This window comes from Roseibium sp., from assembly GCF_050301095.1.
Taxonomy (GTDB): domain Bacteria; phylum Pseudomonadota; class Alphaproteobacteria; order Rhizobiales; family Stappiaceae; genus Roseibium.
In genome coordinates this window covers 21,918-36,766 of sequence record NZ_JBNKYW010000172.1, presented here as the reverse complement: position 1 = coordinate 36,766, position 14,849 = coordinate 21,918, and the positions used below count along the sequence as shown (strand labels likewise).

Below are 14,849 nucleotides of genomic sequence, written 5' to 3'. Positions count from 1 at the left end.
CACGCCCCTCGAAGAGCGTCGTCAGGGCCGCGATCTCGGCCGCATCCCCGACCGGGGTCGAGGTGGAATGGGCGTTGACATAGCCGATGTCGGCAGGAGACAGCTTGGCGCTTGCGAGCGCCTGGCGCATGGCGCGCAAGCCTCCCTCTCCGTCCGGAGAAGAAGCCGTAACGTGATAGGCATCGGCGGTGGTGCCGTAACCGGCCAGTTCCACCAGAATATTGGCGCCACGCGCCCGGGCATGCTCGTAGTCTTCCAGGATCAGGATGCCGGCGCCTTCCCCCATGATGAAGCCGTCCCGATCCTGGTCGAAAGGCCGGGAGGCATGGGAGGGATCGTCATTGCGTTTGGAGGACATGGCCTTGGCCGCACAGAAGCCGGCATAGGAGACCCTGTCGATACAAGCCTCGGTTCCTCCGGCCACCATGACATCGGCTTCACCGCAGCGGATCAACCGGGCGGCATCGCCGAGCGCCTGCAGGCTGGCGGCACATGCCGTCACCGGTGCGCCGATCGGTCCTTTCAGACCGTGGCGGATGGAGACCTGCCCGGCTGCGAGGTTGGCCAGGAAAGACGGCACCAGGAAAGGCGATGCCCGGCGTGGCCCCTTTTCGTCGACCAGCCGGGTGCCCGCCGTCATGGCAGGAAAACCGCCGACCCCCGTGGCGATGATGGTGCCTGTCCGCTCCTTTTCCGCATCGGTCTTCGGTTCCCAACCGGAATTGGCGAGAGCTTCCTGCACGGCGCCCATGGCAAGGTGGATGAACCGGTCGGTTCGGCGCTGTTCACGTGCATCCATGACCGCATCGACATCGAAGCCGTGTTCGTCTTCGGCCTTGTCCGGTACTTCGCCCGCAATCCGGCAGGCAAGATCGGACGTGTCGAAACGGGTAATCCCGCGGATACCGTTGGCGCCTTCGGTGACCCGTTGCCAGAAAGCATCCAGGCCCGTTCCGAGCGGCGAAACGATTCCCATTCCAGTTACGACTACGCGGCGCATTTCCTACCTCACTTTGCTTACGTCCAAGTCCGTGCCGAAGCACACAAGATTTGATCAGGCGATTTGCCAGGAACTTCAGAAACAGATTCAGGAAGTCCCGATCACAGTTTTGAAAGCTTCTTCAATGCATTGATTGTTCTGGTAAAATCTTCTTCGCCCAGATGTCTTTTCACGTCTTCCTGGGCTTGCCGCCAGAGCGGCAAAGCTTCCTCAAGCAACTCTTTTCCACGTTCGGTGAGCCTGTAGTGCTTGCCCTTGCCGTTTCTTGACAGGGACGACACCACCAGTCCCTTGCGCTCCAGCAGCGCAACATTGCGCACCAGGGTCGTGCGGTCCATGGAAAGCCGCTCCGCCAACTCGCCCGTGGTCTCTTCACACGCCCGCCGGACCGCTGCGAGAACGGAAAATTGCCCGGCCGTCAAGCCGACCTGACGGGCAAGGCGATCATAGTATCGGCTAACGGCGCGGGCCGCCTTTCTGGCGTTGTCCAGAACGCAGAGCGAGAAATCGTCCTCAATCATGCGGCCTATGTGTGCATATACACATCAATTGTCAAGCGGCGTCTGTACCAGCCATAACTGTCAGAATTGTCATGAGCGTATTGCGTTTATCTGAGAAGGGATTACCGTGACCGAAAGCAACCGGAACGTGAGGAGGGCACTATGACAGACGCTGTTCAGGCTGTTGAGAACATGAAGGCAAAAATCCAGCAGAACTGGGGCTGGTTCCTGGCCCTTGGCATCGCCCTTGTTATCGGCGGTGTCATTTTGATCGCAGCGCCGCTGGCGACATCGATTGCCGTCACCATCCTGATCGCAGCCGTTCTCTTCGTCGGTGGTCTCGTGCAGATCTACAACGCCCTCAGGACCACGGGAACGGCACATTTCATCTGGAACCTTCTCACCGGCGTCATCGCCGTCATCGGCGGCGTCGTCATCTATGTGAACCCGCTGGCGGGCACATTTGCGCTGACACTGGTGATTGCTGCGATCTTCATCGCGCAAGGGGTCAGCCAGATCCTGCTGGCCTTCAAGCTGAAGCCGCATGAAGGCTGGTTCTGGGTGCTGGTCGCAGGGCTCGTCTCTCTGGCGGCCGGCGTCATGATCTGGATGGACCTGCCAGGGTCCGCCGCCTGGGCACTTGGCCTGATTGCCGGCATATCCGTTCTGCTCAACGGCTGGAGTTACATTGCGATTGCACTGGCCGCGCGGGCTTCCAAATCCTGAATTCGACATGTTCTGCAGACATCCGACCGGCCGGCAGATTTCCATTTGCCGGCCGTTTGTTTTGATGTAGCGTTTTGTCTTCACCCGCAGGCGCTGCCTGCTTCAAGGCGGACGATCGGATGGTACCGGTTCTCGGGCGCATGCCCGGACAACCTCACAACAAAGCCCACTGGTGGTGGCCGCCCCCAGCCAGCCGTTGATGCTTGCGCCGGCTCCCGGCGCCCCCTCCCCTTCATGACATCAACGGGTATTCCTATGACGACCGTTTCCCTGCGCGGCGGCGACCGCGTGCTTCATGTTGCCTGGCCGGACGGAACCAGCGCCGACTTCCCCTACCTTTGGCTGCGGGACAATTGCCCGAGCGGATTTCACCCTCAGACACAGGAACGCCAGTTCGACCTGACCGGCATTCCGGCGGACATCGCCATAACCGACGCGGTTCTCGACAATGATGAAATCCGCCTCTCCTGGGACCATATCGGCCATGTCAGCCGCTATCGCACCGACTGGCTGCATGCGAACCGGCCGGGTATCGGGCTTGCCGATCCGGCAAGGATCGAACCGCTGCTGTGGCGGGGAGATTTTCCTGCGAGAGCCATCCCGCGCGCTGCCGCAAGTGACCTCATGACCTGCGACGCAGCCCTGCTCGACTTTCTGGTAGAGACCAAGAAGACCGGTCTTTCCATCGTCGACGGCATGGCGGACGATACGGAAGCCGGCATTGCCATGGCCCGCCGGATCGGGTTCCTGCGGGAAACGAATTTCGGCACGACCTTCGAAGTGATGTCGAAGCCGAACCCCAACAATCTGGCCTACACCTCCCACGCCCTGCCGCTGCACACGGACCTTGCCAACCAGGAACTGCCGCCCGGTTTCCAGTTCCTGCATTGCCTTGCCAATGAAGCGGAAGGCGGCGGGTCAACCTTCTGCGACGGTTTTGCGATTGCGACAGAATTGCGTTCGGATGATCCGGACACATTCCGGCTCTTGTCCCAAACGCCGGTCCCCTTCCGTTTTCATGACGAAGACTGTGACATCCGGTGCCACCACACGGTGATCGACCTGGATCTTTTCGGTAATCTGAAGGAGCTGCATTTCAACGCCCATCTTGCCGGCATCTTCGACCTTCCGGCAGACACGATGGAAGCCTATTACCAGGCCTACAGAAAGCTCATGCAGATGACCCGGTCGGACGACTATGTCATCACCACGCGTCTCAAAGGCGGTGAGATGGTGATCTTCGACAATCGCCGGGTGTTGCACGGACGGGCCGCATTCGATCCCGGCACCGGTTTCCGTCACCTGCGCGGCTGCTATGTCGACCGGGGTGAATTCGACAGCCGCATTCGTGTGCTCAGCCGGAAGAAAGCATAGAGCAGCCGGTCCCTCGCCGATGCCCGGCGGTCCTGCCGGGCATCCCTGTTCTCAGAACTCTTGCTCGGGATGCGGAACCGGATCTGCTATATATGCTGTCACGGCTCATGACAGGTCTGGCGCTTAAAGAGCCACATTTCGGGAGGGATCGGCATGCCCCGGGAAACCTTTCAGCTGACCGGCGGCGCAGCGGCCATCTATGAACAGCAGAAGGTCAAGGCGATTTTCCGCCCGCTGGCGGAGGCTACGCTTCCGCTTGTCAATATCTCGAAGGCGGATTCCGTCCTCGACGTTGCCTGCGGCACGGGGATCGTCGCGCGCACCGTGCAGGACCGGATTGCTCCCCTGCTACCCGTCACCGGCACCGATCTCAATGCGGATATGATCGCAACCGCCCGCGAACTGACGAAGGATCGATCGGATGCCTTTCAGTGGCATGTCGCCGATGTCACCGGAATGCCGTTTCCCGACGGGATCTTCACCCTGGCGGTCTGCCAGCAGGGCCTGCAGTTCTTCCCCGACGAAGGCGCGGCCTTGCAGGAAATCCGGCGTGTGCTTCGCTTCGCTGGTCAGTTCGTCCTGTCGGTCTGGGCCGGTCCGAGCCGTTTTTTTGAAGCCCTTGCAGCAGCCCTTGCCCGCCACGTCTCGGAAGAGACAGCAGAGAGATCCCTCGCTCCCTTCACTTATGCCAGGCTGAACAGTATTCCGCGGATGCTGCAGTCGGCCGGTTTTGACGACGTCACGACCCGGGACGTGACAATCGACCGGGTGATCGAGCAGGCGGAAGAGGCAATCCCGCGGGAGATCATGGCAAGCCCTGTCGGCCCTACCGTCGCAGCCCTCGGCCCGGACGTAATGGCCCGTATCGTCGCCGATGTGCTGGAAGCTTGCGTAGACCTCAGGCAGGGTGGCGACCTGATTTCCGCGCAAACGGCAAGGATCTTTTCCGCCACGGCCCTCTGATACGCACCGCTGCCGATATCGCGGCGGCGACGTCAGTCCCCGCTGAAAATCAGCGCCTTGTCCACGTCGGAAAGGACCCTCCAGGCGCCCTCCTCCAGCCCGTCCAGGCCGAGACCGCCGATCCGGCTGCGTGTGAGTTCCGTCACATGATTGCCCGTGGCTGCGAACATGCGCCGGACCTGATGGTAGCGGCCCTCGTGCAGGATAAGGCGTGCATGGGTTTCGTCCAGAACCTGCAACTCCGCCGGCTTCAGCGGCTTGTCTTCGCTTTCCAGCATCATCTCGCCGGAGGCAAAAAGCACGCCCTCATCGCCCTTGAGCGGCCTGTCGAGGCTCACCTCGTAGACCTTAGGCACATGCGCCTTCGGTGAGATCACCTTGTGCAGAAAGGTGCCGTCGTCGGTGAAAAGCAGCGCGCCGGAAGTTTCCTTGTCGAGCCGTCCGATGGTGGAGAGCACCGGCTTGCGCATCCGGAACCGGTCAGGCAGCAGATCATGGACAAGCCGTCCCTGATCCTTGGTGGAACAGGTGTAGCCGAGCGGCTTGTTCATCAGCAGAACGACGCCTTGCGCCGGATCCAAAGGCTCGTCGTCGAAGAGAATATCCTCGTGGGCGGTCTTCGCATCCGCCTTCAGCCGGTTGCCGTCCCGGTCGGTCACCCAGCCGTGGCGGATCGCCGTCTGCATTTCCTTGCGGCTGCCATAACCGAGATTGGCGAGAAGTTTGACGAGCCTCATCTTATCGCCCTCCCTTGCCCTTGACGGCGCGGATCACCTTGTAGCCGCCCTCGTCGGCAAGCATCGCAACATTGGCGAAGACCTCCGACAAGGTGTGTTCGTAAGGCAGGTGGCGGTTGGCGACCATGAAGAACTCGCCGCCCGGCCGCAGCCCCTGCGCGGCCGCACGGATGAAGCCCTGGCCGACATCGGCCCGGTCGGCCTTGCCGGCCTGATGGAACGGCGGGTTGGAGACGATGAAGTCATAGGGGCCTTCGATGCCCCTGGTGACATCCGACCAGATGCCGGTCAAGGCCCGTTTGCCCTTGAAAGAGCCAAGGTTCTGCTCGGCCAGATCAAGCGCCCGCTTTTCGGCTTCATAGAGATCCATGGCGGCGACCTTCGGAGCTTTCTCGAAAACCGTCCGGGTAAGATAGCCGAAGCCCGCACCGAGATCCGCGCCCTTGCCTTTCAGGGTGTCGGGCAGAAGACCTGCCAGAAGCTTCGAGGCCGGATCGATCCTGTCCCAGGCGAAGATGCCCGGGCGGCTGACCCAGGCGCCGTCCAGAACCGGCCTTGGAGCATCAAGCGCCAGCCACTCCTTCAGCAAACCCTCATTCAGATGCTCCGCGCGCACCGTCTCCCAAACGGCCCGGCACTTGTTCTTGGTGAGCTTTTCGGCGCCGCCGAGAAGCTCGTCGAGATCGCTTTCCAGCGTCTTGGCCCCTTCCGTGTTCGGGGCGCAGGCAATGACGATGCCACCGTCTTTTGCCTTCGCAACGGCGTTTGCCAGCTGCGCCCGCGCCTCCTGACGCTGACGGCCGGGCAGGACCAGCACCGCGTCGAAGCCGGTCTCGCCGGTTTCCGCTTCCACCTTGAAGCCGGATTTCTGCAAGGCGTCCCTGTCCGGCGCAAAGCTCTGGACACAGAGCGTATCGACCCCTTTCAGGGCGTCCAGGGCGCGGCCTGCGCGGGCGCGCAGGAACAGGACTTTTGCATTGGGGCTTAGCTCGACAGCCCCCGTTTCAAGCGGCAGCATAAGCGTTTCGAGCGCGGGATCGGACATGGGTCGCCTTGACGTGGATTGATCGTTGAGCGCTCATAGCGCCCCGGAGCCCATCCGTCAAAAGGCAGCGTCCGAACGGAAGGCCTTTCCGTCGACAAGCAGCCTGACGGGGAGCGAACGGCCGTCCCTTGCAATCGAGACTTCAAGGAGCACCCGGTTGACGTCCAGCTTCTCAATGGCCTTGCCCTCGCCTTCCGGCAGGAAAAAGGCATTGATGCCGTAATCGATGCGGAGCCGGTTGCTGACAACAGATCGCACGGTTCCGGATATCGCCAGATCTCCGGCCTCCTCCCGGGTCTTTGCCAGAAGAACCGGTTCCGCCGCCTGATCGCCGGTTCGCTTCAGGCCGACATAGACCGTATCGCCGGTCCTGACATCCTCGCCCCCCGGCAGATCCCTGGAGATCCGTCCGATCTCGAGATTGATGATCACATAATCGCCGCGCAGAAGGTCTCTCGGATCGACCGGGACCAGCTTCAGAGGCACGACGGTTCCGCTGGTCTGGACATCAAGCCGGTCGACAAGCGGCAAGGCGATCAGGGCCAGCTGGATCAGGGCAAGCAGCCCCCAGCGCAGATAGGGCATGCGCAACGACGGTTTCGCGGGAGCGGGCATTGCATCCATGGTCATGACAGCCCCTCCCCGGCGCTTGCAGCCTCGGAGGGTGACGTCTTTCGCAAAAGCCGGGCAAGCCACAGCGCCACACCGAGCAGCAGGACACCGGCCACAAGAAAGAACAGCGACTGACCGAGCAGCGAACCGATGGTGACCTGCAGTAGCCAAAGGGCAACGGCGGTGAGGCCAAGATAGGCGCACAGCATCCAGAAACGGTTGTTGTACCAGGTGCCGAGCGCGCAAAGCCCGATCAGCGCGGCAAGGCTTGCAGCCGCCAGGACCAGCACATTCGAAGTGACGACCGGAACGAGGATTACCAGCAGGGCAAAGCCGGTGGCGGCAAACAGGGTGCGCGACTTCGCCGTCGCGAAGGACAGCAGCACACCGGCGCCGCACAGCAGAACCGCCGCTGCCAAAGGCAGCAGGGCGGGCAGCGCCAGAAGCCCGCGCGCGGGCAAATCGCCGTTGAACTCGGGCAGGACGATCAGGGACAGCACGATCATCACGCAGAGCGCCAGAAATCCGACATCCTGCATGGAGCGGGTCATCAGCCAGTGGCCGTGCCCCCGCGCCGGTCTTTCGCTCGACCATTTGACGAAGAGATCGGCAACGGCATCGATCTGGATCAGAGCCGCGGCCAGGCCGCCAACACCCGCGAGCGCCATGGTTACGGCATATTCGTCGCTCGAATGCGCGAACTCGGCCGTTTCCGCGAACCATCTGCCGTAGGTCACCCACAGGAGACTGACGGCCGCCCAGCGCGACAGCCGCGCGGGATAAAGAACGGGATGCGCAAAAACCGCCAGCAGGAGCACAAGACCCGTCATGGTTTCCGCGAGGCTGGCATCGCCGATGTCCGAACGCATGACCTGCCAGGTGATGGCAGCGACGGCGGCAACGACGAGCGAGGTCCTGGAGCCGGTCAGCCAGGCTGCGGCAAGTCCGCCAAGGCAGACCAGAAAAGCCCCACCCGCCCAGTCGGACGGCAGATGGAAAATCTGCCCGACAAGCGCCATGCCGCCAACGAAGACCAGGGTCGCAAAGCCGGTTGCCAGATCGGCAAGCCCCTTGCGCCCCCGGGCGGCGGCATATGAAGCCGCAAAATGACTGGAGGCCACAAGAAGGGCAATTCCGGCGAGCTTCGCGGACTTCGGGATCGCGCCCCAGTTCGCGGCAATGAAGGCGAACAGGGCCAGGGCGACACAAACCATGCCGATCCCGGCAAGCGCCATCGGCAGGCGCGAGCGGCCGTCGTCCTGTTCCTGAGCCTTCAGGATTGCGGTCGCACCTGATGCGCTGACCCAGCCTTTCGCGACCCAGTCCTCCAGGTCGTCCTTCAGGCGTTTCTTGTAGGCCCAGTCAAACATGCGACCTCGTCAGTGAAAATGTTTCTGTCTGCAACGCAGCGATAATCCGGTCCTTCGGGTCTGCCTGTCAACGGACACAAGGACATACGGTTCGACACCATGTAGGAATTCCGAGGCCGGAAAAGAACTCCGTGCGTGCGTCGGGGGAGCCACAACTCAGGCGTTGGCACCCTTTCTTTGAGGGTACCGGCACTGCGAAGGCCGCATTTTCCTGCATGGAGATCCCCTGGGAGGGCTTGTGCAGCCAGGTGAACTTGATATTCTTCCATCCGCAAATTTGGCTTGGGGACAACTACGCAACACAGTCCGGGCTGACACTGCATTCGACATTGGCCGATTTACCAGTCGGCCCACGGTTCAGAGCCTAACTCCAACAATAATCCAGGGGGGCTCTGGGGGCGTCCGAGAGGCCCGGACGCCCCGTCAATCCTGCTCAGCAAGTACTTCGGACTTCTTCACCGGGCGGCGCGCCTTGCGTGCAGCCGCGGCTTCGACGGCTCCGGTCCTCCGGGACGGCAAGCGGGAGCGCAAAAGAAAACGGCACCCCGGGTAACCGGGGCGCCGCTTCGCGTTTCATTTCGCGTGAACCGGTCTTAGTTCAGATCAAAGCGGTCCGCATTCATCACCTTCGTCCAGGCGGCAACGAAGTCCTTGACGAATTTTTCGCTGTTGTCGTCCTGGGCGTAGACCTCGGCATAGGCGCGCAGAACCGAGTTGGACCCGAAAACAAGGTCCGCGCTGGTTGCGGTCCACTTCAACGTGCCGTGCTTGCGATCACGGATCTCATAGGTTCCGTCGGCTGCCGGATGCCAGCTGTAGGCCATGTCCGTCAGATTGACGAAGAAGTCCGGTGTCAGAGCACCTTCACGATCGGTAAAGACGCCGTGCTTTGCGCCACCATGGTTGGTGCCGAGTACGCGCAGACCACCCACCAGAACCGTCATTTCCTGGGCGGTGAGGCCCAGAAGCTGCGCCCGGTCGAGCATCATTTCTTCGGCGCTGACAGCGTATTTTTTCTTCTGCCAGTTGCGGAAACCGTCGGCGAGCGGTTCCAGCACGTCGAAGGATTCCGCGTCGGTCTGCTCATCGGAGGCGTCACCCCGGCCCGGAGCGAAGGGCACTGCCACGCTGAAACCGGCGGCCTTGATGGCCTGCTCCAGCCCGACACTACCCGCCAGCACGATCACGTCGGCAAGCGATGCGCCGGTTTCCGCCGCGATGGGTTCCAGCGCGGCCAGGACCTTCGCAAGACGCTCCGGTTCGTTGCCTTCCCAGTCCTTCTGCGGGGCAAGACGGATCCGGGCACCGTTAGCGCCGCCGCGCTTGTCGGAGCCGCGGAAGGTACGGGCGCTGTCCCAGGCGGTAGCAATCATCTCGGCAGCGGAGAGACCGCTGGCGGTGATCTTCGCCTTGACCGTGTCAACATCATAAGACGTGGAGCCTGCCGGGATCGGGTCCTGCCAGATCAGGTCTTCAGCCGGAACGTCCGGGCCGATGTAATTGACCTTCGGGCCCATGTCGCGGTGGGTCAGCTTGAACCAGGCGCGGGCAAAGCAATCGCGGAAGTAGGCTTCGTCGGCCATGAACTTCCGGCAGATCTCGTTGTAGACCGGGTCCATTTTCATGGCCATGTCCGCATCCGTCATGATCGGATTGTGGCGGACCGACGGATCCGATGCGTCAACAGGCTTCTTGTCTTCCGGCATGTCGACCGGCTCCCACTGCCAGGCACCGGCGGGCGACTTCCTCAGCTCCCATTCGTAGTTGAAGAGATAGTCGAAATAGCCCATGTCGAATTTGGTCGGCTCTTGCGTCCAGGCGCCTTCGATGCCGGAGGTGAAGGCATTCGCCGCCTTGCCGCCCTGAGACGGGTTGGACCAGCCGAGTCCCTGCTCATCCAGACCCGCTGCCTCCGGCTCGACACCGATGTTGTCGCCAGGGCCGTTGCCATGCGCCTTGCCGACGGTGTGGCCACCACAAGTCAGCGCTGCGGTTTCCTCGTCGTTCATGGCCATGCGCTTGAAGGTTTCCCGCACCAGCGCACCCGTCTTGATCGGGTCGGGATTGCCGTCCAGGCCTTCCGGGTTGACGTAGATCAGGCCCATGTGCACCGCAGCCAGCGGGTTTTCCAGGGTTTCAGCGTCGTCGGTGCTGTCGAAACGGTTTTCGGCGGCCGCCAGCCACTCCTTCTCGGATCCCCAGTAAACGTCCGTTTCCGGTCCCCAGATGTCCTCGCGGCCGAAGCCGAAGCCGAAGGTTTTGAAGCCCATGGTTTCATAGGCCATGTTGCCGGCCAGAATGATGAGGTCGGCCCAGGAAAGGGCGTTGCCGTATTTCTTCTTGACCGGCCACAGCAGTCTGCGGGCCTTGTCGAGGCTGGCGTTGTCCGGCCAGGAGTTCAGCGGCGCGAAACGGATGTTGCCGGAACCGGCGCCGCCGCGGCCGTCCTGCAGCCGGTAGGAGCCGGCGGAGTGCCACGCCAGGCGGATCATGAGACCGCCATAGTGGCCCCAGTCGGCTGGCCACCAGTCCTGGCTTTCGGTCATCAGGGCGCGGACATCGGCCTTGACCGCTTCATGATCCAGACCCTTGACCGCCTCGGCATAGTCGAAGTCCGGATCCATCGGGTTGGTGCGCGCACCGTGCTGATGCAGGATGTCGAGGTTCAGCGCGTTCGGCCACCACTTCGTAACCGGCTTGTCATTCGACGTGTTGCCGCCGTGCATGACAGGACAGCCACCTGACTTGTCTACCTTAGCGTCCATTTTCCTCTCCATTTCGTTCGTAGATGCGGGCACCGTCTAGAGGAACCCTATCCGGTGTCAGCGGTTTGACAAACAGGCCCCGGCGCTTTCACGTACATGCCGCCGGATGAGGGACGGCCGAAAGGCCCGGGGCTTGAAACAATCGGACGAAAGACACCGGAACCCCGCGCCACCGCATGCGATGACCGCGTCGTTCCTGCCTTTCCTAGTCTCACGCTAGCAAAGGCATTCCATCAGTTGAAGTTGTATTTTCTGATTGTTTTGATAAGTTGATCTTATGATCAACATCACGCTCAAACAGCTCCGCTATTTCGAGGCGCTGGCCCGGCACGGTCATTTCGGCAAGGCGGCGGAGGCTTGCGCCATTTCCCAGCCTGCGCTTTCCATGCAGATCAGGGAAATGGAGGACGTTCTGGGGGCTGCCCTCTTCGACCGCAGCGCGCGGCAGATCCGCCTGACACATTTTGGTGAAGTGGCGGTGGAGCGTGCGCGGGAGATCCTGAGGGCCACGGACGAACTCGGCGATCTCGCCCGCGCCTCCCGGGACAGGCTCGTCGGGCGGATGCGCATCGGCGTCATTCCGACCATCGCGCCCTACCTGCTGCCGCAGGTGATCGGCGGTTTGACCGCCCGCTATCCGGAACTGGACATTCACGTGCGCGAGACCGTGACGCCGAACCTGATCCGGGAGCTGGAGGACGGCCGCCTCGACACGGCCATCGTCGCCCTGCCCGTTTCGGAAGGGTCCCTGGCCGAAATACCGCTCTTTGAAGAGCACTTCGTGCTGGTGCGATCGGCGCAGGAGGCGAATGCTCCCCTGCCGAGCGCCGACAGTTTAAGGGAAATGCGCCTGCTGCTGCTGGAGGAAGGCCACTGCTTCCGCGATCAGGCGCTCGCCTTCTGCAATCTTCAGTCCGGCCCGCCGCGCGAAGTCCTGGACGCCAGCTCGCTGTCGACGCTGGTTCAGATGGTGAGTGCGGGCATGGGGGTCACGCTTATCCCGGAAATGGCCGTTCCGGTGGAAACCCGTTCCGCGCCGGTCGCCATTTCCCGCTTCGAGCCTCCGGAACCCGTGCGGACCATCGGCATGGTCTGGCGCAAGACAAACCCGCTGGCGAACCAGTTGAAGGAAATCGCCGAAATCGTGCGAACCTCGGCGCAGGAGATCCCGCAAAAAGTTTTACCGCACGGCGCATCCTGAGAGGTCAGGTGGAACAGACCGGCCGCCGGAAAGTCCAGCCGCCCAGAAGTGCCATTGCAACGGCGAGCCCCAGAAGAACCGTGCGCGCGTCGTCGCCGGCTGCGAAAGCCGCCACGACAAGACCGGCAAGCGGCTGGGAAAGGTTGTTAAGGCAGATGATCACCCCGGTAGTCTTGCCGAAGTCCGCCGCCGGGATGATCTCCTTGCGCAGGGTGCGCACGTAGATGTTGAACATCTTGTCGAAGCCGGCAATCAGCAGGAAGCCCGCCGCATAAACCAGAGGATGCGCACCAAGCCCGGTCAGAACCGCACCGAAACAGATGAGCGCGTAGGCGGTCCGGCCGAGCGTGTTGAGGCCAAGGTGCACATGCGCCGTCAGGGTCAAGACTCCAAGCGTTGCCAGGGCGCCACCCACCTGCAGCCAGGCGTAGGCCTGCTCGCTTTGGGAAAAATAGCCGGTCATCATGGCCGCGGCTGTTGCAAGCGTTGCCCCGATGACGAGGTTGACGCCGGCCGCCTGCAGGATCGCCTGCATCAGGCCCGGCAAACGCCAGACCAGACCCAAAGCGTGTTTGAGATCGGCGAGCGGGTGACGGCTCTCCGCTGCAGGAGGTGATGCCGTCATGCGCGTCTTCCCGGGCCACAGCAGGAAGGCGCCGTCCGCCAGAACGAACAGGGCCGTTGCGACAACCACGACGGCTTCCCAGGGCCAGACTGCCATCAGGTAGGCGGCCACCAGCGGTCCCAGCACAACTCCCATCTGGGCGGCAAGCTGGCCGTAGCTGGCAACCTTCTCGAAACGCTGATCCGCAAAGGCGCGCACCAGCAGCAGTTCCAGGGCAAGCATGCCCTGCGTCGTCAGAATGCCGACGACGGCCGACAGGCCGATAAGCCACCAGACCCCGCCAAAGACCATCTGCCCTGTGATGCCCACCAGACAGGCGGCGGCCCTCAGAATGCGGCTGATACGCAACAGCCGGATCGGGGGGAAGCGGTCGCACAAGATACCGGCGGCCGGAAAGGTGAGATAGCGCGGCAGGGTCTCGAAGAAGAAGGCAAGCCCCGACCAGGCGACGTCGCCAGTGATCTGGAAAATGACCAGCGGCACCAGGAACAGAAGGATCTGGTCGGCCAGAACTGTCAGAAACAGGGACGCGAAAAAGGCGCGGTCGCGGACAAGCATGGTCTGCTTTCGGGAGAAGGCAATCGGCGGGAGCCTTACTCCTAACACTCCCGTCCTCATCCCACAAGCGGCTCAAGACCGTCACTTAAATCGATTTAATACCATCTACCCGACTGGACAAATCCGACCTCGCCTCAAGCGGCTTCAACGAGCGCGCATCCCCCCAAGACACCTCATCCCGGCGAAGCGCGTTAGCGCTGTCTCGAAGGATGGGCTGCAAGCTCATGTGCAAGCGGCACATCCTTCGAGACAGGCCTTGCCGCCCTTTTCAGGATGAGACCGGGTTTTCATTTGACCGGTCTGAAGAAAGCCGATCCGCTCTTTCAGCGCCTGCCCTCCTAGACCTTCCGGGCGACCACAAACCGGCTGTAAGGGGCCGGATAGGTGCCTGTCTCGATGATTTCAAAGCCGGCATCGCGGATCGACTGCTCAAGCGAATGAAACGAGAGCATGTTCACATGAGGAGCCTTGCCGAAAAGCTGCATCACCTTGATAAGCGGACCGAACAACCAGGCGCGTTTCTTCAGGCAAACCGTCTTGGAAATGTAGAGCCCACCGGGCTTCAGCAGACCGCGCACACGGGCCAGAAGCTCTTCCGGATTCTCGACAAGGTGAAAGAAGTTGAACGCAAGGATTGCGTCGTAGCCGTCGGCCTCTGCACTGCTCAGCCGGACACGGTCGTCAAAGGCATCAGCGGCCAGGAAACCCAGCCCCTCGTGCGTCTTGCCCTCGGCTTCTTCCGCGGCCAGTTTCTCCTTGGCGATGGAGATCATGCCCGGTGCGAAATCGGTTGCCAGATAGGATTTGACCTTCCCATTCAGCAGCAGAGCCGTAGATCCCGTGCCGCAGCCAAGTTCCAGGACCTGATCTTCCGGTCCGAGATTTTCGATCGTGCGTTCCAGTGTCTTTTCGTAGGCCTCCTGGTTCCTGATCGGAGAAGCTGCATATTTTTTCGCGGTCTTGTCCCAGAACCGCGCCGAAAAGGCCGTGTCGTTGGTCAAGGTTGTAGCCATGAATTCTTGTTTTCCATCTTCAAGCTGAGACCGTATCACGCGTCCCTTTCCGGACGCTGATACCTGCCGGCGGATAAACCGGTCCGGCCATCGGAAAAGCTCCGGCTTCGAGGCCCGCCCCGAATACCCCGCCACTCCGGCTGTTTCGGACGCTCTTACTTCCTCCGGCCGCTACGCAGGCCGATCCGCTCCAGGATATCGCGGCCGATGTCGCGACCTCCCGTGGGCGAAGCAAGGAACTCCAAAACCGAAAGAACGATGTTTGCCAACTGGATCATCACTGACGATGGGTTCATCGGCGTCTCCTTTCTCCGGAATTATTACCTACTTAATAAATGAATATGAATTGCCGAAATTCGC

Annotated in this window: 14 protein-coding genes; 4 read left to right on the top strand and 10 right to left on the bottom strand. The window is 61.8% G+C overall.

From position 1 onward, the window contains the following. Both ACQY7U_RS16205 and ACQY7U_RS16200 read right to left on the bottom strand, forming a co-directional pair. Positions 1 to 976: beta-ketoacyl-ACP synthase II (locus ACQY7U_RS16205; RefSeq protein WP_428646371.1), on the bottom strand; the 976-nt coding region annotated here is incomplete at its 3' end. Between the two features lie 125 nt (positions 977 to 1,101). Continuing rightward, positions 1,102 to 1,521 (bottom strand): MarR family winged helix-turn-helix transcriptional regulator, encoded by a 420-nt coding sequence (locus tag ACQY7U_RS16200; protein WP_428646369.1) that lies wholly within the window; start codon positions 1,519 to 1,521, stop codon positions 1,102 to 1,104. A gap of 141 nt (positions 1,522 to 1,662) precedes the next feature. Between ACQY7U_RS16200 and ACQY7U_RS16195 the strand changes: the two genes are divergently transcribed. The 3 genes from ACQY7U_RS16195 (at position 1,663) to ACQY7U_RS16185 (ending at position 4,563) form a co-directional block, all read left to right on the top strand. Beyond that, complete coding sequence (locus tag ACQY7U_RS16195; RefSeq protein WP_428646366.1) at positions 1,663 to 2,226, top strand: HdeD family acid-resistance protein; 564 nt, start codon at positions 1,663 to 1,665, stop codon at positions 2,224 to 2,226. 255 nt (positions 2,227 to 2,481) lie between these two features. After that, positions 2,482 to 3,600: a TauD/TfdA family dioxygenase gene (locus ACQY7U_RS16190; RefSeq protein ID WP_428646363.1), complete on the top strand. Its 1,119-nt coding sequence runs from the start codon at positions 2,482 to 2,484 to the stop codon at positions 3,598 to 3,600. A 153-nt stretch (positions 3,601 to 3,753) separates the two neighbouring features. Beyond that, positions 3,754 to 4,563 (top strand): class I SAM-dependent methyltransferase, encoded by an 810-nt coding sequence (locus ACQY7U_RS16185; protein WP_428646361.1) that lies wholly within the window; start codon positions 3,754 to 3,756, stop codon positions 4,561 to 4,563. Between the two features lie 32 nt (positions 4,564 to 4,595). On the opposite strand, the gene ACQY7U_RS16180 is transcribed toward ACQY7U_RS16185, so the two are convergent. From ACQY7U_RS16180 to katG, 5 genes are all read right to left on the bottom strand, one after another. Continuing rightward, the gene (locus ACQY7U_RS16180; RefSeq protein WP_428646359.1) at positions 4,596 to 5,300 is read right to left on the bottom strand and encodes a pseudouridine synthase; all 705 of its coding nucleotides are present in this window, start codon (positions 5,298 to 5,300) and stop codon (positions 4,596 to 4,598) included. Position 5,301: 1 nt separating this feature from the next. Continuing rightward, positions 5,302 to 6,345 (bottom strand): class I SAM-dependent methyltransferase, encoded by a 1,044-nt coding sequence (locus tag ACQY7U_RS16175; RefSeq protein ID WP_428646357.1) that lies wholly within the window; start codon positions 6,343 to 6,345, stop codon positions 5,302 to 5,304. A gap of 57 nt (positions 6,346 to 6,402) precedes the next feature. After that, positions 6,403 to 6,975, bottom strand: coding sequence for a GDYXXLXY domain-containing protein (locus ACQY7U_RS16170; RefSeq protein ID WP_428646354.1), 573 nt, complete (start codon positions 6,973 to 6,975; stop codon positions 6,403 to 6,405). Continuing rightward, entirely contained in the window at positions 6,972 to 8,327 is a 1,356-nt protein-coding gene (locus tag ACQY7U_RS16165; protein ID WP_428646351.1) for a DUF2157 domain-containing protein, read from the bottom strand. The genes ACQY7U_RS16170 and ACQY7U_RS16165 overlap by 4 nt, the downstream gene beginning before the upstream one ends. 593 nt (positions 8,328 to 8,920) lie before the next feature. Further along, on the bottom strand, positions 8,921 to 11,092 hold the full coding sequence (katG, locus tag ACQY7U_RS16160) for a catalase/peroxidase HPI (RefSeq protein ID WP_428646348.1): 2,172 nt from the start codon (positions 11,090 to 11,092) through the stop codon (positions 8,921 to 8,923). A 277-nt stretch (positions 11,093 to 11,369) separates the two neighbouring features. On the opposite strand from katG, the gene ACQY7U_RS16155 reads away from it, so the two are divergent. Next, entirely contained in the window at positions 11,370 to 12,293 is a 924-nt protein-coding gene (locus ACQY7U_RS16155; RefSeq protein ID WP_428646346.1) for a LysR substrate-binding domain-containing protein, read from the top strand. A 4-nt stretch (positions 12,294 to 12,297) separates the two neighbouring features. Here the strand turns inward: ACQY7U_RS16155 and ACQY7U_RS16150 are convergent, their stop codons facing one another. From ACQY7U_RS16150 to ACQY7U_RS16140, 3 genes are all read right to left on the bottom strand, one after another. Next, the gene (locus tag ACQY7U_RS16150) at positions 12,298 to 13,476 is read right to left on the bottom strand and encodes an MFS transporter (protein WP_428646344.1); all 1,179 of its coding nucleotides are present in this window, start codon (positions 13,474 to 13,476) and stop codon (positions 12,298 to 12,300) included. Positions 13,477 to 13,814: 338 nt separating this feature from the next. After that, positions 13,815 to 14,489: a class I SAM-dependent methyltransferase gene (locus ACQY7U_RS16145; RefSeq protein ID WP_428646341.1), complete on the bottom strand. Its 675-nt coding sequence runs from the start codon at positions 14,487 to 14,489 to the stop codon at positions 13,815 to 13,817. 155 nt (positions 14,490 to 14,644) lie between these two features. After that, on the bottom strand, positions 14,645 to 14,785 hold the full coding sequence (locus ACQY7U_RS16140; RefSeq protein WP_428646338.1) for a hypothetical protein: 141 nt from the start codon (positions 14,783 to 14,785) through the stop codon (positions 14,645 to 14,647). Positions 14,786 to 14,849: the final 64 nt, after the last annotated feature.

Excerpts from the sequence above, each read along its gene's own strand:
- ACQY7U_RS16200 (WP_428646369.1), bottom strand. The coding sequence starts at position 1,521 with ATGATTGAGGACGATTTCTCGCTCTGCGTTCTGGACAACGCCAGAAAG.
- ACQY7U_RS16195 (WP_428646366.1), top strand. The coding sequence starts at position 1,663 with ATGACAGACGCTGTTCAGGCTGTTGAGAACATGAAGGCAAAAATCCAG.
- ACQY7U_RS16190 (WP_428646363.1), top strand. The coding sequence starts at position 2,482 with ATGACGACCGTTTCCCTGCGCGGCGGCGACCGCGTGCTTCATGTTGCC.
- ACQY7U_RS16185 (WP_428646361.1), top strand. The coding sequence starts at position 3,754 with ATGCCCCGGGAAACCTTTCAGCTGACCGGCGGCGCAGCGGCCATCTAT.
- ACQY7U_RS16180 (WP_428646359.1), bottom strand. The coding sequence starts at position 5,300 with ATGAGGCTCGTCAAACTTCTCGCCAATCTCGGTTATGGCAGCCGCAAG.
- ACQY7U_RS16175 (WP_428646357.1), bottom strand. The coding sequence starts at position 6,345 with ATGTCCGATCCCGCGCTCGAAACGCTTATGCTGCCGCTTGAAACGGGG.
- ACQY7U_RS16170 (WP_428646354.1), bottom strand. The coding sequence starts at position 6,975 with ATGACCATGGATGCAATGCCCGCTCCCGCGAAACCGTCGTTGCGCATG.
- ACQY7U_RS16165 (WP_428646351.1), bottom strand. The coding sequence starts at position 8,327 with ATGTTTGACTGGGCCTACAAGAAACGCCTGAAGGACGACCTGGAGGAC.
- katG (WP_428646348.1), bottom strand. The coding sequence starts at position 11,092 with ATGGACGCTAAGGTAGACAAGTCAGGTGGCTGTCCTGTCATGCACGGC.
- ACQY7U_RS16155 (WP_428646346.1), top strand. The coding sequence starts at position 11,370 with ATGATCAACATCACGCTCAAACAGCTCCGCTATTTCGAGGCGCTGGCC.
- ACQY7U_RS16150 (WP_428646344.1), bottom strand. The coding sequence starts at position 13,476 with ATGCTTGTCCGCGACCGCGCCTTTTTCGCGTCCCTGTTTCTGACAGTT.
- ACQY7U_RS16145 (WP_428646341.1), bottom strand. The coding sequence starts at position 14,489 with ATGGCTACAACCTTGACCAACGACACGGCCTTTTCGGCGCGGTTCTGG.
- ACQY7U_RS16140 (WP_428646338.1), bottom strand. The coding sequence starts at position 14,785 with ATGAACCCATCGTCAGTGATGATCCAGTTGGCAAACATCGTTCTTTCG.